Here is a 17,979-nt window from a genome sequence, read left to right on the forward strand (position 1 = left end):
GTCAGCAGATCCTGGGCAGCTGCTCGCCGATCGGCATGGTCACCACCCGGGTGCCGCCGAGCGCCGTCCTGGCCACCACCATGCCGGGATGCTCGCTCACGCAGGTGCCAATCCGGCGCGCCCCGGCACCGTACGGGTGGGCCCGCATCGCGGCCAGGACGTCCCCGGCCTGCTCGGCCGGCACGAAGGCCAGCAGTTTGCCCTCGTTGGCCACCTGCAGCGGGTCGAGGCCGAGCAGGCTGCACGCGTCGGCCACCCCCGGCGGCACCGGCAGGTCGCGCTCCACCAGGTCGACACCGATCCCGGAGGCCCGGGCGATCTCGTTCAGCGAGGCGGCCACCCCGCCGCGGGTCGGGTCGCGCAGCACGTGCACGTCGGCGCCGGTGGCGAGCATCGCGGCGACCAGGCCGTGCAGCGGCGCGGTGTCGCTGGACACGGCCGTGCCGAACTCCAGGCCCTCCCGGCAGCTCATCACGGCCACGCCGTGCACGCCGATGTCGCCGCTGATGAGCACCGTGTCCCCGGCCACGGCCCGGCGCGGGCCGATGTCGACGCCGTCGGCGACCAGACCGATCCCGGAGGTCGTGATGTAGACGCCGTCGCCGCTGCCGTTGTCCACCACTTTGGTGTCGCCGGTGACCAGCCGGACCCCGGCGGCGCGCGCGGCGGCGCCCATCGCCTCGGCGATCCGGGCGATGTCGGCCAGCGCGGTGCCCTCCTGCAGGATGAACGCGGCCGACAGATACAACGGCGTCGCGCCGCCCATCGCCAGGTCGTTGACGGTGCCGTTGACCGCCAGGTCGCCGATCGAGCCGCCGGGGAAGAACATCGGCTTCACCACGTACGAGTCGGTGGAGAAGGCGATCCGGCCTTCGCCGGCCGGCACGACCGCGCAGTCGCCGAGGTCGGCGGTGCCGCCGGCCGCGCCGAACCCGGGCAGGAACAGGTGCTCGACCAGCTCGCCCGACATCGCGCCGCCGCCGCCGTGCCCCATGACGACCGTGGGTGTGTCGCGCAGCGGCACCGGGCAGGTCCAGTTCTCGAAGTCCAGGTCGGTCATCGGATCCGCACCAGGTCGAGCCGCCGGTACGCGTAGTAGGCCGCGCACGCGCCCTCCGACGAGACCATGGTCGCCCCGAGCGGATTGCGCGGGGTGCACTGCTTGCCGAAGGCCTCGCACTCGTTCGGTTTCAGCAGTCCCTGCAGCACCTCGCCGGAGCGGCACAGCGCCGACTCCTCGGTGCGCAGGTCCGCGACGTCGAACCGCAGTTCGGCGTCGAAGTCGCGGTAGCGCTCGGACAGCCGCCAGCCGCTGCGGGGAATCATCCCGATGCCGCGCCAGGTCCGGTCGGTCACCTCGAACACGTCGCGCAGCATGGCCATCGCGGCGGGGTTGCCCTCGGCGCGCACCGCCCGGGGGTACGCGTTCCGCAGCTCGTGCCGCCCGGATTCGAGCTGCACCACGGTCTGCCGGATGCCTTCCAGGATGTCCAGCGGCTCGAAGCCGGTGACCACGATCGGCACCCCGTACTTCTCGGCGAGCGGCGGATATTCGGCGGTGCCCATCACGCTGCAGACGTGCCCGGCGGCCAGGAACGCCTGCACCCGGCAGCGCGGCGACTCCATGATCGCGGCGATCGCCGGCGGCACCAGCACGTGCGACACCAGCAGGGAGAAGTTGGCCACGCCGAACCGGCGGGCCTGGTAGACGGTCATCGCGTTGGCCGGCGCGGTGGTCTCGAAGCCGATGCCGAAGAAGACCACCTGCCGGTCCGGGTTCTCCCGGGCGATCTTCAGCGCGTCCAGCGGCGAATACACCACCCGCACGTCGCCGCCGGCGCTCTTGACGGCGAACAGGTCCCGGCTGCTGCCCGGCACCCGCAGCATGTCGCCGAACGAGCAGAAGATGACGCCGGGCCGGGCGGCGATGGCCAGCGCCTTGTCGATGATCTCCAGCGGGGTCACGCAGACCGGGCACCCCGGTCCGTGGATCATCTCGACCCCCTCGGGGAGCAACTGGTCGATGCCGTGCCGGATGATCGAGTGGGTCTGGCCACCGCAGACCTCCATCATCGCCCAGGGCCTGGTCGTGACCGCGTGGATCTGGTCGACCAGCTTGCGGGCCAGCTCCGGATCGCTGAACTCGTCGAGGTACTTCACCGTTCCGCTCCCGCCTGATCGCCGAACTCCTGCTCCAAGATGCCGAGCCGCTCGAAGTTGGCGAGCGTCTCGATCGCCGACGCCTCGTCGAGGCGCTGGATGGCGAATCCGACGTGCACGATGACGTACTCGCCGGACGCGACATCCGGCACGTATTCCAGGCACACGTCCTTGCGGATGCCGCCGAAGTCGACCTGCGCCATCAGGGTGCCGTCGACCTCGGAAACGCTCAGGACCCGTCCTGGCACGGCCAGGCACATGCGCGTACTCCTCTCTTCGGAAGGACCTCAGCCGGATGCGGCGACGACGAGCTGGCCGAGGGCGATGCCGCCGTCGTTCGGCGGCAGCAGCTGGGGGCGCAACACGGTGAAGCCGTGCTCGCGCAACGCGAGCGCGGCCGAGGAGATCAACAACGCGTTCTGGAACACGCCGCCGCCGAGGGCGACGACGTCGAGCCCGGTCTGCTCCCGGCAACGCAGCGCGAGCGCGGTGATCAGATCGGTCACGCCGGCGTGGAACCGGGCGCACACGATGGCCGCGGGCACGCCGGCGCGCACCTCGCCGGCGACCGCGCGGATGACCGGGCCCGGGTCGGCGACGATCGGGCCGCCAGCCGGCTCGTGCAGCCCGAAGGCATACCTGCCGCCCGCGCCGGCCCGGCGGGCGAGTCCTTCCAGGACGACGGCGGCCTCCGCCTCGTACTCCGCCCGGTGCCGGACCCCGGCCAGCGAGGAGACGGCGTCGAAGAGGCGGCCCATGCTGGAGGTGGGCACGCAGCCGAGGCCCGTCTCGAGCTGGTGGGCGAGCACGTCGCGCTCGGCGGCCGGGCAGGCCGCCACGGCCGGCAGATCCGGCTGCCAGCGCACGCCGGCGGCGCGCAGATGAGCCAGTGCCATCCGGTACGGCCGCAGCACGCTCGCGTCGCCCCCGGCCAGCGGCACGTACCCCAGGTGGGCGGCCCGGCGGTAGGACTTGTAGTCGGCGATCAGCACCTCGCCGCCCCACACCGCGCCGTCGTCGCCGAAGCCGGTGCCGTCGAAGGCCACGCCGATCACCTGTTCGTCCGGGCCGAGCCCGTGCTCGGCCATGACGGAGGCGATGTGGGCGTGGTGGTGCTGGACCAGGCGCACCGGCCGGCCGGCCGCGTGGGCGCGCAGCCAGTCACCGGAGCGGTAGCCCGGATGCCGGTCGGCCACCAGAACCTCGGGCCGCACGCCGGTGAGCTCCTCCAGGTGCCGCTCGGTGCGGCCCAGCGCCTCGATCGTGCTCACGTCGTCCATGTCGCCGATGTGCTGGCTGACCCAGGCGTACCGGCCGCTACCCAGCGCGCAGGTGTTCTTCAGGTCCGCGCCGGCGGCGAGCGTGGGCGCGACGTCGAACGGCAGCGCCAGCGGCAGCGGCGCGTAGCCCCGGGAGCGGCGGATCGGCAGTTCGGCACCGGCGACGTGCCGGCTCACCGAGTCGTCGCAGGGCACCCGGATGCCGCGGTCGTGCCGCAGCCACGCGTCGGCCAGCGGCGCGAGCCGGGTGCGGGCCTCGGCGTCGTCGGTGACGATGGGCTCGCCGGCGAGATTGCCGGAGGTCATCACCAGCGCGTCCGGCCCGGGCGGGTCGCCGGGCAGCCCGAAGAGCAGCACGTGCAGCGGGGTGTAGGGCAGCATGATCCCGAGGTCGGGATTGTCCGGGGCGACCGCGCCGGCCAGGCCGGCGTCGGTGTCGGCGCGCCGGGCGAGCAGCACGATCGGCCGGCGGGTGCCGGTGAGCAGGAGCTGCTCGTCGCCGGTCATCGTGACCAGCCGCCGGGCGGCGTCGAGATCGGCGACCATCACCGCGAACGGCTTGCCGCCGCGGCCCTTGCGGCGGCGCAACTCGGCGACCGCGCCGGCGTCGCGCGCGTCGCAGGCGAGGTGGTAGCCGCCGAGGCCCTTGACGGCGACGATCCGGCCGGCGGCCAGCAGTTCCCGGGCGCCGCGCAGCGCCTCCGCGCCGGAGGTCGCCGCGCCGTCCGCGGTGACCAGGTCGAGCCGCGGACCGCAGCCGGGGCAGGCGATCGGCTGGGCGTGGAACCGGCGGTCGCCCGGGTCCTCGTACTCGGCGCGGCAGGCGGCACACATGGCGAAGCCGGCCATCGTGGTCGCCGCGCGGTCGTACGGCAGCCGGTTGATGATGGTGAACCGCGGGCCACAGTTGGTGCAGGTGATGAACGGATGCCGATGCCGCCGGTCGCCCGGGTCCCGCAGTTCCCGCAGGCAGTCCGCGCAGATCGCGACGTCCGGGGAGGCGAGCGTGCGGGCCGGGCCGTCCCCGGCGGACGCCGCGATGGTGAACCCGGTGCCGCCCTCGACCGGAAGCTCCGTCTCCTCGACGCCGGTCACGACGGCGAGCGGGGGCGCCGACTCGCGCAGTCTGCGGGCGTACTCGCGGACCGCCTCCGGGTCACCCTCGACCTCGACCACCACCCCGTCGGTGGTGTTGCCGACCGATCCGGCGAGGGCGAGCGCCGCGGCCGTGGCGTAGGCGAACGGGCGGAATCCGACGCCCTGCACGAGCCCCGAGACCGTGAACCGGCGCCGGATCCGGCCGGCGCGGGCCCGGCCCATCAGCTCCAGACCGCCCATCGCCTCCTCGGCGCCGGCGTCGTCGATGACCTCCAGCGCGAAGCCCATGTGGATCAGCACCCACTCGCCCGGCACCGGCGGCGCGGCGAGCATGCCGATGTTCACCCGGCGCTGCGCGCCGACGACGTCGACCATGGCCAGCTGGCCGGCGTAGCCCGGCTCGATCCGCACCACCCGTCCGGGTATGCCCAGGCACATGGTCAGGACCTCCGGGTACGGGCCGGTTCGGCGGCGGTGAGGCGGTGCACGAGGGCGAGGACGGCGGCGATCGCGCCCGGAACGGCGGCGGCCACCGGCGGGCTCAGGCCGATACCCTCCGCGACGGCGCCGGCCCGGCAACCGACGACGTACGTGGGCGGCAACGTGCCGCCGAGCCGCTCGACGCCGGCCAGCATCGCCACCGGGCTCATCCCGTGCCCGTCGAACTCGCCGCCGCCAAGATCGGCCCCGCTGAGGTCACCCGAGCTGACCTCGAGGACCACGATCTCGCCGGGGACGCCGCCGGGCAGCGCGTCCACCAGCACCAGCGCGGCGCAGGGGGCGAGCAGGTCGTAGGCGAGGTGCATGCCCCGGATGCCGTAGTCGGCCACCCGGACCCCGGGCGGCAGCGGGTGCCGGCCGGCCAGCCTCCGGACGACCTCGGGACCGAAGCCGTCGTCGCCGAGGAAGAGGTTGCCGATCCCGGCCACCAGCACACCCGCCGCCTCCGTCATGGCGTCGCCTTCCCCGGCTACATCGAGCGGATCTTGAGGTACCGGCGGATGTCCGGCAGGGACTGGACGATCAGGACCGTGGCGCACACCGCGCCGGCCGTGGCGACGACGGTGGTGATGACGCCGATGACTCTCACGATCGGTTCTCCTCTCGGTGCACCGGGCGGGCGGCTGCCGGCAACGGCTCCAGCTCGTCGGGGGCGAAATAGAAGTAGCGGCCGTACCAGTCGTGCAGGTCCGCGGCCGGGTCGTCGACGAGCACCACCGCCACGTGCACCTCGCCGTCGACGTCGCCGACCACGGCGGTCACCCGGGCGGTCTGCCCGGCGAAGAACAGGTCCTGCGCGTCGGCCCGGCGGGTCGGGTGCACCCGGACCAGGCTGCCCTTGGCGACCCGGACGCCGGCGATGACCACCGCGTCGGTGTCGGGGTCCACCTCGGCGTCGGCGGCCGGATCCCACCAGGGCAGCTCGGCGGTGAGAGAGCCGGCTGGCCCGGCGTCGCTCCGCCCGCCGTGCAGCCGCTGCAGGTCGGCCGCCGACATCGCGTCGCACCGGTCGACGATGGCCCGGGCCCGCGGGTCGGTGGCGCGCGCCTCCGCCTTCTCGGCGTCGGTCATGGTCATCACGCGCAGGGTGAGGATCTCGTCGATCTCGGTGGAGTCGAACAACGCCCCGGGGCTCTGCTCGGCGACCCGCGGGTGGTCGTACAGGATGATGGGCGCGCCGAGCACGACGTTGCTCGACCCCGGCGGGCCGGCCAGCACCGGCCAGCAGCGGTGCTGGCGGCAGCGGCCGGCGGCCGCGGCTGCCGCCGGCGGTGGTTCGAGCAGCGAGACGAACGCGGCGTCGTGCGCCTCGACGACCAGATGCGCCCCGATCAGCGACCGCCGGACGGCGTCGTCCCGCTCGGCGACCTCCGCCGGATGGTCGTTGGCGACGGCCACGGTCAACCGCAGGAAGCCGTCGTCCTGCTCCACCCGGGTACGCAGCCGCGCGGTGAGCGCCCACCGGCGGCGCACGATCCGGCCCGCCGTCTGGAGCGGTTCGACGTCCTCGGCGCCGGGCACCTCGACCGGGAACTCCGCCGCGCCACGCAGCGGCAGGCTCGCCCAGGTGATCTCGTGTTCCACCGCCTCGTCCCAGCTCAGCACCGCGGCACCGGCGACGGTCAGCGCGTCGACCGGCACGTGGGAGCCGTCCGGCCGGCGGCGCTGCACCTCGCGGGCCTGCAGGTGCAGGAAGCGCAGCCGGACGGTGACGCTGCCCGCCCGGCCCTCGGGCGCGAGCAGGCACTGCATCGCCATGTCGGGCGCCTCGCCGAAGGCACCCGCCGCGGCCCTCGGCGGGCCGAGCACCCCGAACTGCCACCGCGACCGGTTCTTGGCGGAGCTCGCCCGGTACGGATAGAGCAGGTATCCCTCGTAGAGCACCGCGTCGGCGACGGCCCGGACCGCGTCGAGGCTCATGGCGTCTTCCTTGCCGCCTTGGCCAGCAGCTTCTGCATCGTCTCGTCCCAGCTGACCAGGCCGTGCCGCGAGCGGTAGTCGGCGAGCTGGGTCAGCACCTCGGAGCCGACCCGCAGCCAGCCGGTGTTCGGGTAGTAGGAGTCGATCATCTGCCGCCAGACCGCGACCGGGAGCGCGTGCCGGGCCTCGCACGCCCACGGGATCTGCTCCACCTCGAAACCCGAGGTGCCCCGGAGGAACACCGTCCCCGAGAAGAGGAACGCCAGCGGCACGTCGCCGGCGTCGAGCGCGTGCAGGTAGCGGGTCCCGATCACGTCGAGGTCGTAGGTGCAGGGCAGCGCCAGGTCGGTCTCGCTGCGGCTGGTGAAGCCCTGCACCGTGGTGTTGCACTGCATCCACTGGAACGGCTTCAGGGTGTCCGCCCAGCGGTCCCGCTCGCCGAAGAGCCCGCGCAGCCCGTTCTGCTCGGCCGGGCCGTAGCGGCGGCGCTGGGGCTCGACGCGCACCTGGCAGCGCAGCACGATGGCGTGGACCCGCTGGCCGGTGGTCTCCTCGACGCGCAGCCGCGCGGTCAGTTGCGGCGCCATCGCGTACGGCTCGGCGACCACCTCCAGCACGGTGAACCGGAAATCACTCATGACGTATCCATCTGTGGTGCGGGCCGGCTCAGCGCGGCCATCCGGGCGAAGAACTGGTCCATGGCCTCGTGTGCCTCGCTGCCGCCGTCAAAGCCGCGCCACAGCGTGCGGAGCCGGCCGACCAGCTCGTAGCACGCGTCGATGGGCACGAGATGACACCGCGCCTCGGCCCGGTGGCTGTCGCCGGTGCGGGCCGGGCGGCGCACCAGCACCGCCTCGACGTCGGCGCGCAGCAGGGCCAGCTGGGGGGTGCGGGCCACGATCCGCTCCCAGGCCGGCAGCGGCAGTTCGGATTCGGTCGCGCCGGCCGGCCCCGGATAGAACGCCACCATCCGGCCCCGCTCCGAGTTGCGGAACAGGAACGCGAGCCCGACCGGGATCTGCAGTTCGTCCCAGGCGCGCTCGTCGATCGCGGAGCCGGGCAGCGTCAGGTAGCGCTCCGGCACGGCCCGGTAGTGCAGGTTCGCGTCTTCGTCGGTGAACAGCAGGTAGCAGGGCCGGCAGGTGCACAGCAGCGCCCGGCTCCGCAGATCGACAACGTGCGAGTGGCCCGCGCCGATGCCGGCCGTGCACATCTCGCAGCGCTCCCCCGCGGCCGGCGCGGGGCGGCTGCGGGCGATCCGGCGCAGCGCGGCCAGCGGCGGCCCGGCGCGGCCCGGGGTGCTCATGTCGCGACCGCGGCGCCGGCGCCGGACGCTCCGGCGGTGTCGGTGAGCCGGGAGAACAGCGCCGACACCGGAATCACCGCCGGCGCGGTATCGGCCGGGCTCTCCTCGAACTCGACGGCGGTGATCTCCGGGGCGGCGGCCTCGATCGCCCCCTCGACCGCGCGCCGGAGCTTCTCCGACGACGACCCGCAGCCGCCGTGGCCGCCGGGCAGCCGCAGCCGGGCCACGCCGTCGGCGGTGACCTCGAGCAATTCCACCTCGCCGCCGGCCAGCGCCCGCTCGATCCGGGTCACCGCGTCGTACGGGTGCAGGCCGTGCACCAGCAGCAGGCCGGCGACCAGGTCGTCGCCGGCGACGGCGTCGATCATCTCGTCGGTCAGCACGCCGCGCTCGTGCAGCAGCTCCAGCAGCCGTTCCAGCCCGGCGCCGTAGAGATCGGCCACCACGCGGACCAACTCCTCGGCCCGTTCCCGCGCCACGGGGCCACCGGACGCGCTGGCGCCGATGAGCGAGTCGATGCGCGCCCCGGCGGCCTGCCAACCTTCAGTCCGGTCAAATTCTTGCTCCGGCACGTCTCACTCGCTCCCGGCGGACTGCGTCGGGGAGTGCAGCAGCTCCAGCTTCTTGCCGCCGCCGAGATACATGTGCACGCCACAGGGCAGGCACGGGTCGAAGCTGCGCACCGTACGCATGATGTCGATGCCCTTGAAATGCTCCCGGTCGTTCTCCTCGAAGATCGGCTGGCCCTGCACCGCGTCCTCATACGGCCCGGGCGTGCCGTAGCTGTCGCGCGGGTTGGCGTTCCACGGCGTCGGCGGGTACGGGTGGTAGTTCGCGATCTTGCCGTCCCGGATGACCATGTGGTGCGAGAGCACGCCCCGGACCGCCTCGGTGAAACCGCAGCCGATGGCCTCGTCGGGCACCTCGAAGGGCTCCCACGTCTTGGTGTGCCCGGCGCGGATCTCGGCGAGTGCCCGCTCGGCGAAGTGCAGGGCGCAGGCCGCCGCGTACGCCTGGAAGTAGGTGCGGGCCCGGTTGCGTTCGATGGTGTTGCTCCAGCGCGGGATCTTCCACTCGAAGGAAACCGGGCCCTTCAACGCGGTCTTGGGCAGGTTGATCTCCACACTCGACCCGGTCGAGCGCACATAGCCGATGTCGACCAGGCCGGCCAGGGCGGTCGACCAGAGCCGGGCCAGCGGCCCGCCGCCGGTGTCCAGCGCCAGGTAGTCCTTGCCGTCGTACCAGCGCGGGGACATCACCCAGCTGTACTTGTCGTCCAGGTCGCGCTTCTGCGGCTTCGGGTTGGTGTGCTGGTTCCAGGGGTGCCGGCGGTCGACCGGGTTGCCGAGCGGGTCGTGCGTCACGAACATCTCCTGGTCCTCCCAGTCGTCGTAGTACGACGAGCCGAGCAGGATCCGGATGCCCAGGTTGATCTTCACGAGGTCGGTGGTGATCAGTTTGCCGTCGACGATGATGCCGGGGGTGACGTACATCTTCCGGCCCCAGCCGGTCATGTCCGCGTACTTGAAGTTGCAGTGCTCCGGGTCCTGGAAGGAGCCCCAGCAGGCGAGCAGGATGCGGCGGTTGCCGACCATCTCGTAGCCGGGCAGCGCCTGGTAGAAGAAGTCGAACAGGTCGTCGTGCATCGGCACGACCTTCTTCATGAACTCGACGTAGCGCATCAGCCGGGTCAGGTAGTCGGTCATCAACTGGATCGTCGCGACCGTGCCGACGCCGCCCGGATACAGCGTGGAGGGGTGCACGTGGCGGCCCTCCATCAGGCAGAACATCTCCCGCGTCATCCTGCTGACCTGCAGCGCCTCGCGGTAGAACTCGCCGGTGAAAGGGTTCAGCGAGCGCATGATGTCGCCGATCGTGCGATAGCCGTGCTCGCCCGCGTGCGGTGAATCGGTGCTGTTCGCCATCTCCAGCACGCCGGGGTTGGTCTCGGCGACCATCTTCTCGCAGTAGTCCACCCCGACCAGGTTCTCCTGGAAGATGTTGTGGTCGAACATGTACTCGGCGGCCTCGCCCAGGTTGACGATCCATTCGCCGAGGTGCGGCGGCTTCACCCCGTACGCCATGTTCTGCGCGTAGCAGGAGCAGGTCGCGTGGTTGTCGCCGCAGATGCCGCAGATGCGGCTGGTGATGAAGTGCGCGTCGCGCGGATCCTTGCCCTTCATGAAGATCGAGTAGCCGCGGAAGATGGAACTGGTGCTCTTGCACTCCGCGACGATCCGCTGCTTGAAGTCGATCTTGGTGTAGATCCCGAGGCTGCCGACGATGCGGGTGATCGGGTCCCACGCCATGTCGACAAGTTCGGTGCCCTGGCTCGCGGTGTCCCGCCGGCCCTGCGTCGCGGTCATGTCGTCTCTTCCTGTCACCAGGTTCGGGTGGCACCGGTGGTCAGCTTCCGGCCGGGCCTGCGCCACTTGGGCTCCCGGTCGAGCGTGTGCGTGGTGATGTCGCGCAGGCGCCGGATCGTCGCGCCGTAGGGGCCGATCACCGCGGTGGACAGCCGGCCGCCGGGCGGCTCGTCCATGAACGGCATGAACTTGTCCGGGAAGCCCGGCATGGTGCAGCCGATGCAGATGCCGCCCACGTTGGGGCAGCCGCCGATGCCGTTGATCCAGCCGCGCTTGGGCACGTTGCACTTGACCACCGGGCCCCAGCAGCCCAGCTTGACGATGCACTCGGGCGAGCCGTAGCCGGTGGCGAAGTCGGCCTGCTCGTAGTAGCCGGCGCGGTCGCAGCCCTCGTGCACGGTCTGCCCGAACAGCCAGGTCGGGCGCAGCGCCTCGTCGAGCGGGATCATCGGCGCCTGACCGGTGGCCAGGTAGAGCAGGTACGTCAGGGTCTCCGACAGGTTGTCGGGCTGGATCGGGCAGCCCGGCACGCACACGATCGGGATGCCCGCCTTGGACTTCCACTGCCAGCCGAGATAGTCGGGCACGCCCATCGCGCCCGTCGGATTGCCGGCCATGGCGTGGATCCCGCCGTACGTCGCGCAGGTGCCGACCGCGACGACCGCGGTGGCCTTGGGCGCGAGCCGGTCCAGCCACTCGCTGGTCGTCATGGGCTGGCCGGTGGCCGGGTCGTTGCCGAACCCGCACCAGTAGCCCTCGTCGTGCAACTGCTCGTTGGGGATCGATCCCTCGACGACCAGAACGAACGGCTCCAGTTCCCCGCGGTCGGCCTTGAAGAACCAGGCGAGGAAGTCGTCGGCACCGCCGTTCGGGCCGCACTCGAAGTCGATCAACGGCCAGTGCACGGCGACCTGCGGGAGTCCCGGCAGCGCGCCGAGGGCGATCTCCTCGATGCTCGGCTGCGTCGCCGCGGTCAGGGCGACGGAGTCACCGTCACAACTGAGCCCGGCATTGATCCACAGAACATGGATGAGCGTGTCGGCTGCTTTCACCGCTTCTGCTGAGGGCATGGCTGACCCGCTTCCCGGGGCCCGGGGACCCCTGCGGCGCTGGTGGATCGACACTCGGCCTCGTGCGTGTGACGCAGATAACACATTGCCCTCACGCGTGCGACACTGTCAACCGATCGCGCGGCGTCCCACCCGACCGTGGCGCCGCGGCGCCCGACGCCGGCCGAATCGGGGCTGCATGCATGAACTGTCGATCGCGCAGAGCATCGTGGACACCGTGTGCGAGCGAGCCGGCGAGCGGCCGGTGCGCAGCGTCATGATCCGGGTCGGGGCGTTGACCGCGGTGGTGCCGGAGGCCATGCGGTTCTGCTTCGAACTCGCCGTCGCGGGCACGGTCGCCGACGGTGCCCGGCTCGACATCGAGCGCCGGCCCGGCACCGTCCACTGCCGCCGGTGCGGCGCCGACGCCGTCATCGACGACCTGATCCTGCTGTGCCCGTGCGGCAGCGCCGACGTGGCGGTCACCGCCGGGCGTGAGCTGCAGATCGTCTCCATGGAGGTGGGCTGAGCCATGTGCGCGACCTGCGGCTGCGGCGATCATCATCACCACGCCGACACCGAGACGATCACCCTCGAGGAGCGGGTGCTCGCGAAGAACGACATGCTCGCCGACCTGATCCGCGGCCGGCTCGCGGAGCGGGGCATCCACGCCGTGAACCTGATGAGCTCGCCCGGCTCGGGCAAGACCACCCTGCTCGAGCGCACCATCCGGGACCTGGCGGGCGGCCGGCCGGTCGCCGTCATCGAGGGCGACCAGGAGACCCCGCTGGACGCGGACCGGATCCGGCGCACCGGCTGCGCCGTCGTGCAGGTGAACACCGGTGCCGGCTGCCACCTCGACGCCGCGATGATGAACGACGCGCTGGACGAGCTGGACCCCGCCCCCGGCTCTCTGCTGTTCGTGGAGAACGTCGGCAACCTGATCTGCCCGGCGCTGTTCGACCTCGGCGAGGGCGGAAAGGTCGTGATCATCTCGGTGACCGAGGGAACCGACAAGCCGCTCAAGTACCCCTACATGTTCGCGGCGGCCGACCTGGTGCTGGTCAACAAGATCGACCTGCTGCCGTACGTCGATTTCGACCTCGACGCCTGCCGGCGCCATGTCGCGGCGGTGAACCCCGGCGCGCGGGTGCTCCCGCTCTCGGCCACCCGCGGCGACAACGTCTCATCGTGGTACGAGTGGCTCGCCTCGGGCATCAGTTGACGCCCGGCCGGCGTCTTGCGCGGGCATCAGTTGACGCCCGGCTTGCCTTTTGCGCGGGCATCAGTTGACGCCCGGCCGGCGTTTTGCGCGGGCGTCAGTTGACGCTCGGCTCGGCCCGGCGCCACACCTGGTGCAGCTCGGCGTGGGTGGTGGTGCCGAAGACCCGCAGCACCCGGTCGGCCCGGACGTAGCTCGAGACCTCGGCGGTGACCTCCTGCAGGAATGCCGAGGCGGTGACCACTACCGGCAGGCGGCCGGCCTCGAGGAAGCGATCCAGCGTGGCCTGCCAGCGCCAGCCGGAGCCGCGGTGCCCGACGTGGACGGGGACGACGTCGTGCCGGGGCAGCCGGTTGCGGAGCCCCGCGATCATGGCCTGCGGATCGGGGCGCGCGCGGGAGGCCGAGCCGAACACCACCAGCAGCTCGTCGGCGACGGCGAGCTCGGCCAGGCGGGCCACCGCGGCATCCGTGCCGGCGTCCCGCTCGTGCAGCATCGCGACGGTCGTCGTCGGACCGGCGGGCGCCATCTGCTCGAGCTCCGCCTGCGCCCGCCACCACGAGGCCTCGGGCTCACGCACGACCATCCTCGGCACGCACCCGGACTGAGACCGCTGTTCCTGCCGCATCATCGGAATCGGCCGGGTGACCGGCCCGGTGTCGCCATGCGGTGCCGCCGCCCGGCGTGCGGGGATTCTTTGCCAAATCACGAGGCCACTCCTGAGTTGTCCACCTGCGTCCTACGCACGGTGACCAAGCCTGCACTCACATTCCGGCCGCCGCCAGCCCCAAGCGTGTCCGCACACATGTGGCGGCGTTCCACGCCGTTCCGGCCGCGAAAAGGCCTGCTCAGCGGCGACGACCGGACACTTGTGTCCGGTGCCGGGGGACGGGCCCGCTCACCCGGAAGAGTGACAGATGTCACGGCACGGTCAGGCCCGGCCGCAGCGAGACCTGCAGCAGCCGCGGCGGCGCGGGCGGTGTCTCCACGACGACGCCGGTCACTTCCGGGGCCGCGCGGGCGACAGCCTCCTCGATCTGGCCCACCGCGGCCTGCCGGGACGACGGGCAGCCGCCGGCCCCGGCCAGGCGCAGCCGCGCCACCCCGGCGTCGTCGATGCCCAGATACTCCGGTGCGCCGGCGAGCCGGAGCCCCGCCAGGGCGCGCTCGATCCGCGCGCCGGTGTCCAACGGGTGCAGGTCGTGCACCAACAGCAGGCTCTCCACCAGCGGGTCGGCGCAGAGGTCCGCGAGCCGGCCCGGGCCGAGCAGACCCGCGATCCGGGCCAGCCCGGCGCCGTAGAGCTGCACCAGGCAGCGGGTCAGCTCCTCGCCGATGTCGGCGGCGCGCCGATCGGGACGCGAGCGCAGCTCCGCGAGGAGCTGGTCGATCCGCTGGGCGGCCACCTCGGCCGCGTCGGTTGCGGTCATCGAGACCTCCGGGTCAGTTCACCATCCGTACGGTGAAGCCGCGCAGCGTCCGCACGACCGGCGCGTATCCGGCACCGGACGGCACGGCACCGGCCGCCGGCGCCTCCATGAAGGGCATGAACTTGTCGGGAAATCCCGGCATGGTGCAGCCGATGCAGATGCCGCCGACGTTCGGGCAGCCGCCCACCCCGTTGATCCAGCCCCGCTTCGCGACGTTGCACCGCACCACCTGGCCCCAGCACCCCACCTTGACGAGGCAGGTCGACGACCCGTACCCCAGGGCGAAGTCGCTCTGGTCGTAGTAGGAGGCCCGGTCACAGCCCGAGTGCACGGTCGACTCGAACAGCCAGCGCGGCCGCAGCGACTCGTCGAGGGCGAGCGGCGGCGCCTGCCCGCTGATCTGATAGAGCAGTTGCAGGATGGTTTCGGCGAGATTGTCCGGGTGGGTCGGGCAGCCCGGCACGCACACGATGGAGAGCCCGGCCTTGGACTTCCACTCCCAGCCGAGATAGTCCGGCACCCCCATGGCGCCGGTGGGGTTGCCGGCCATCGCGTGGATGCCGCCGTAGGCCGCGCAGGTGCCGACGGCCATCACCGCCGTCGCCTTCGGCGCCAGCCGGTCCAGCCACTCGCTGCTGGTGATGGGCTGCCCGGTCCGCGGATCGTTGCCGAAGCCGCTCCAGTAGCCCTGCTCCTTGTTGCCCTCGTCCGGCACGGACCCCTCGACGATCAGGACGAACGGCTCCAGTTCGCCGCGATCGGCGCGGTGGAACCATTCGATGAAGCTGTCCGGACCGCCGTCCGGGCCGGTCTCAAAGCCGAGGTACGGCCAGTGCAGCGCGATCTGCGGGACACCCGGCAACGCCCCGAGCACCAGGTCCTCGATGCTGGGCTGGGTCGCCGCGGTCAGTGCCACCGATTCGCCGTCGCAGCTCAGGCCGCCGTTCAGCCAGAGGATGTGCAGCACCTGCTCGTCGTCACCGGCGGCCGGGACGTTCACAAGGTGTCTCCATCCGATCAGTGGTCCCGTCTCCGATCGAGGTGAGCCTATGCGCCCGAACGCCCCCGGGAGAAGGAGCCGGACAAGAGCATCACCCGATCGGGTGCGATCGGCGCCGTAAGCTCGGCGGGGAGTCACATCGGACCCGATGGAAGGGGACGCGATGCCGACGTCCGCACGACCAGCCGCGGACCACCTCGAGGTCCTGCCGCTCGTGGTGGTCGCCCAGGCGTTTCCGGCCCGGCCGTCCGCTCTTCCGGACATCCGCGATTTCGTGCGCCGGCAGCTGACCACGACGGCCGTGTCCGACGACGACGTCCGCACCCTGTGCGACCGGGTCGCCGACGTCCTGCTGGACGCCGCCGGCACCAGCGGCACCATCCAGATCTCGCTACGGATCTTCCCGGACGCGGCGGAGGTCGATGTCCTCTTCGCGCCGGACCACGAGCCGGCGGCACAGCCCGGGCTCAACGGCGGCGGCCCGGCCGCGCCGCCGCGCCCGGGCGATCCGGTGGGCCTCGGCAACGGCGCACCGCTCGACCGCGGTGCCCGGGCGGCGGTATACCGGCCCACGCCCGGCGCCGCCGGCCCGACACCGAACACCGGCTCGCCATCCTTCGCGGCCTGGCTGTCCGCCCGGCTGCGGGCGGAGGGCCTGACCATCGAGGCGGCGGCCAGGAAGCTGGACGTCTCGACCAAGACTGTCAGCCGGTGGATGAGCGGCACGACCGAGCCCAGGCTGCGCGACCTCTACCGGATCCGGGACGCCTTCGGCGAGCCTCCGTTCCACTGACGGGCCCCCGGACCTGGCAGAACGTGAGTGAAGTCACGGTCCGTTTCCGCTCCTTGGGACGGTCGCGGAAATAGTCCACGAAATCCACCAAGTTAGTAGACAAGGAAGGAGTTCTCGCCGAGACTCGACCGATGGATCTCACCTTGGCGCTGGCCGGACTCGGTGTCGGCATCGTGGTCGGCCTCACCGGCATGGGCGGCGGCGCCCTGATGACGCCCATCCTCGTGCTGGTCTTCGGCATCCCGCCGGTCGCCGCGGTCTCCAGCGACCTGGCCGCCAGCGCGGTGATGAAGCCGTTCGGCGGCTGGGTGCACGCCCTGCGCGGCACGGTCAACTGGCGGCTGGTCGGCTGGCTGTGCGCCGGCAGCGTCCCGAGCGCCTTCTTCGGCGTCCTGCTGCTGCGCCTGCTCGGCGACAGCGAGACCGTGCAGCACACCATCAAGGTCGCCCTCGGGGCGGCGCTGCTGCTGGCCGCGGGCGGCATGCTCCTCAAGGCCTGGGTGACCCGCGGCCAGCGCGCCGACGGCCCGGCCGAACCGATCGAGATCCGCCCGATCCCGACCCTGCTGGTGGGCATCGGCGGCGGCGTGATCGTGGGGCTGACCTCGGTGGGTTCCGGCTCCCTGATCATCGTCGCGCTGCTCGCCCTCTACCCGAAGCTGCGCGCCAACGACCTGGTCGGCACCGACCTGGTCCAGGCGATCCCGCTGGTCATCTCGGCGGCCGTGGGCCACGCCCTCTTCGGCGACCTGCGCCTGGACATCGCGGGCGCGGTGCTGCTGGGCTCGATCCCGGGAGTGCTGCTGGGCGCCCGGATCTCGTCGCGGGCACCGGGCGGCATCGTCCGGGCGGCCCTGGTGATCGTGCTCCTGGCCAGCGCACTGAAGCTGCTGGACGTCCCGACCCTGGCGGTCGGCCTCATCACCGGCACGGCCATCCTGGTGGCCATCGGCGTGGCGATCTGGCGCCGCAGCCACCGACCGGCCGCCACGGTGCCCAGCCCGAGCGGCCCGATGGAGGACGACGACCGAGAAAGCGTAAGTGCCCGCTAAGCGAGCACGCACGCCCCGCTAAGCGCATGCGCACCACGCCGGGGAACGACATCGAGGCCATCGCTGAGCGTTACTTGGGCTGCCTGTGGTCCCGTTCCCTGTGAGATGGTTGATCCGTGGCGGGTGGGTCGGTTGGTGAGCGGATCGCGGCGTACCGCCGTCGACGCGGCCTGAGCCAGACAGCCCTGGCGGGACTGGTCGGACGATCCGAATCGTGGTTATCGCAGGTAGAGCGCGGGATCCGGCCCGTTGACCGGCTCTCGGTACTGCTCGACCTGGCCAAGGTTCTCCACGTGGATGTGGAGTCGCTGGCGGGATCACCCTGGCAGTACGCGCCGAACGGCAACTCCTCCCCAGACGGCCTGGGCGAGGTGCGGCGCTTCCTCTCCCGCTACGACAACCTTCTGGGCATCGCCCCGCTGGAGCCGATAGCGCCTCCGAGCCTGAACGCATCCGTGACTGCCGCGCATGAGGCGTACCAGGCCGCACGGTACGAGGACGTGATTGCCGGGCTACCGAGCCTGCTGTCCGACGCCGATGTGCTGCACCGGACGGCTGTGGGTGACGAACGGCGCGATGCTCTGCTCGGCTACTCGTCGGCGTATGCCGTGGCAGCGAAGCTGTTGACGAAGGTCGGTGCTGGCGACCTGAGCCTCTTGGCAGCGGACCGGTGCGCGTCGGCCGCCGTTGAGGCCGACTCGATGACGGCGCGAGGAATGGCGGCCTACCAGGTGGTCTGCGCTCTGCTGCGCAGCGAGCGACCCGAGGACGCGGAGCCGCTAGCGGTCCGAATGGCGGAAGA

General features: G+C 72.0%; 19 protein-coding genes. 5 read left to right on the top strand and 14 right to left on the bottom strand.

Translation table 11 applies throughout. The features are described from left to right. Window position 1: 1 nt before the first annotated feature. The 11 genes from hypE to DMB66_RS36935 form a co-directional block, all read right to left on the bottom strand. The gene (gene hypE, locus DMB66_RS36885; protein WP_125808760.1) at window positions 2-1,060 is read right to left on the bottom strand and encodes a hydrogenase expression/formation protein HypE; all 1,059 of its coding nucleotides are present in this window, start codon (window positions 1,058-1,060) and stop codon (window positions 2-4) included. Continuing rightward, window positions 1,057-2,160, bottom strand: coding sequence for a hydrogenase formation protein HypD (gene hypD / locus DMB66_RS36890; protein ID WP_125808761.1), 1,104 nt, complete (start codon window positions 2,158-2,160; stop codon window positions 1,057-1,059). Before hypD ends, hypE begins: the two co-directional genes overlap by 4 nt. Continuing rightward, window positions 2,157-2,420 carry a HypC/HybG/HupF family hydrogenase formation chaperone gene (locus tag DMB66_RS36895; protein ID WP_125808762.1) on the bottom strand — a complete coding sequence of 88 codons (264 nt, stop codon included), beginning with the start codon at window positions 2,418-2,420 and terminating at the stop codon, window positions 2,157-2,159. The genes hypD and DMB66_RS36895 overlap by 4 nt, the downstream gene beginning before the upstream one ends. Window positions 2,421-2,447: 27 nt before the next feature. After that, on the bottom strand, window positions 2,448-4,976 hold the full coding sequence (hypF, locus tag DMB66_RS36900; RefSeq protein ID WP_125808763.1) for a carbamoyltransferase HypF: 2,529 nt from the start codon (window positions 4,974-4,976) through the stop codon (window positions 2,448-2,450). Between the two features lie 2 nt (window positions 4,977-4,978). Continuing rightward, window positions 4,979-5,491, bottom strand: coding sequence for a hydrogenase maturation protease (locus DMB66_RS36905; protein WP_125808764.1), 513 nt, complete (start codon window positions 5,489-5,491; stop codon window positions 4,979-4,981). Window positions 5,492-5,624: 133 nt separating this feature from the next. Further along, entirely contained in the window at window positions 5,625-6,959 is a 1,335-nt protein-coding gene (locus DMB66_RS36910) for a hypothetical protein (protein WP_125808765.1), read from the bottom strand. Further along, window positions 6,956-7,597, bottom strand: coding sequence for a DUF6084 family protein (locus DMB66_RS36915; RefSeq protein ID WP_125808766.1), 642 nt, complete (start codon window positions 7,595-7,597; stop codon window positions 6,956-6,958). The genes DMB66_RS36910 and DMB66_RS36915 overlap by 4 nt, the downstream gene beginning before the upstream one ends. Next, window positions 7,594-8,265: a DUF5947 family protein gene (locus DMB66_RS36920; RefSeq protein WP_125808767.1), complete on the bottom strand. Its 672-nt coding sequence runs from the start codon at window positions 8,263-8,265 to the stop codon at window positions 7,594-7,596. Before DMB66_RS36920 ends, DMB66_RS36915 begins: the two co-directional genes overlap by 4 nt. Continuing rightward, a complete protein-coding gene (locus DMB66_RS36925) occupies window positions 8,262-8,837 on the bottom strand; it encodes a NifU family protein (protein WP_125808768.1) in 576 nt (191 codons plus the stop codon). Before DMB66_RS36925 ends, DMB66_RS36920 begins: the two co-directional genes overlap by 4 nt. Window positions 8,838-8,840: 3 nt before the next feature. Beyond that, a complete protein-coding gene (locus DMB66_RS36930; RefSeq protein WP_125808769.1) occupies window positions 8,841-10,631 on the bottom strand; it encodes a nickel-dependent hydrogenase large subunit in 1,791 nt (596 codons plus the stop codon). A 14-nt stretch (window positions 10,632-10,645) separates the two neighbouring features. Continuing rightward, window positions 10,646-11,683 (bottom strand): hydrogenase expression protein HypE, encoded by a 1,038-nt coding sequence (locus DMB66_RS36935; RefSeq protein ID WP_233625102.1) that lies wholly within the window; start codon window positions 11,681-11,683, stop codon window positions 10,646-10,648. Between the two features lie 196 nt (window positions 11,684-11,879). On the opposite strand from DMB66_RS36935, the gene DMB66_RS36940 reads away from it, so the two are divergent. Together DMB66_RS36940 and hypB are read left to right on the top strand one after the other, a co-directional pair. Further along, a complete protein-coding gene (locus DMB66_RS36940; protein ID WP_125808771.1) occupies window positions 11,880-12,209 on the top strand; it encodes a hydrogenase maturation nickel metallochaperone HypA in 330 nt (109 codons plus the stop codon). Between the two features lie 3 nt (window positions 12,210-12,212). After that, on the top strand, window positions 12,213-12,905 hold the full coding sequence (gene hypB, locus DMB66_RS36945; RefSeq protein ID WP_125808772.1) for a hydrogenase nickel incorporation protein HypB: 693 nt from the start codon (window positions 12,213-12,215) through the stop codon (window positions 12,903-12,905). A 94-nt stretch (window positions 12,906-12,999) separates the two neighbouring features. Here hypB and DMB66_RS36950 read toward each other — a convergent pair whose 3' ends face one another. The 3 genes from DMB66_RS36950 to DMB66_RS36960 all read right to left on the bottom strand — a co-directional run bounded on the left by DMB66_RS36950 (window position 13,000) and on the right by DMB66_RS36960 (window position 15,332). After that, on the bottom strand, window positions 13,000-13,482 hold the full coding sequence (locus DMB66_RS36950; protein WP_125808773.1) for a hypothetical protein: 483 nt from the start codon (window positions 13,480-13,482) through the stop codon (window positions 13,000-13,002). Between the two features lie 340 nt (window positions 13,483-13,822). Next, window positions 13,823-14,332, bottom strand: a complete 510-nt coding sequence (locus tag DMB66_RS36955; protein WP_125808774.1) for a NifU family protein — start codon at window positions 14,330-14,332, stop codon at window positions 13,823-13,825. A 13-nt stretch (window positions 14,333-14,345) separates the two neighbouring features. After that, the gene (locus DMB66_RS36960; RefSeq protein WP_125808775.1) at window positions 14,346-15,332 is read right to left on the bottom strand and encodes a hydrogenase expression protein HypE; all 987 of its coding nucleotides are present in this window, start codon (window positions 15,330-15,332) and stop codon (window positions 14,346-14,348) included. Window positions 15,333-15,495: 163 nt separating this feature from the next. Here DMB66_RS36960 and DMB66_RS36965 point away from each other — a divergent pair, with 163 nt between their 5' ends. The 3 genes from DMB66_RS36965 to DMB66_RS36975 form a co-directional block, all read left to right on the top strand. Further along, window positions 15,496-16,125 carry a helix-turn-helix transcriptional regulator gene (locus DMB66_RS36965; RefSeq protein WP_125808776.1) on the top strand — a complete coding sequence of 210 codons (630 nt, stop codon included), beginning with the start codon at window positions 15,496-15,498 and terminating at the stop codon, window positions 16,123-16,125. Between the two features lie 131 nt (window positions 16,126-16,256). Beyond that, window positions 16,257-17,177 carry a sulfite exporter TauE/SafE family protein gene (locus DMB66_RS36970; RefSeq protein ID WP_125808777.1) on the top strand — a complete coding sequence of 307 codons (921 nt, stop codon included), beginning with the start codon at window positions 16,257-16,259 and terminating at the stop codon, window positions 17,175-17,177. Window positions 17,178-17,293: 116 nt separating this feature from the next. Next, window positions 17,294-17,979, top strand: a 686-nt coding sequence (locus tag DMB66_RS36975) for a helix-turn-helix domain-containing protein (RefSeq protein ID WP_148112792.1), incomplete at its 3' end; no start/stop codon positions are given.

This window comes from Actinoplanes sp. ATCC 53533 (genome assembly GCF_003947245.1).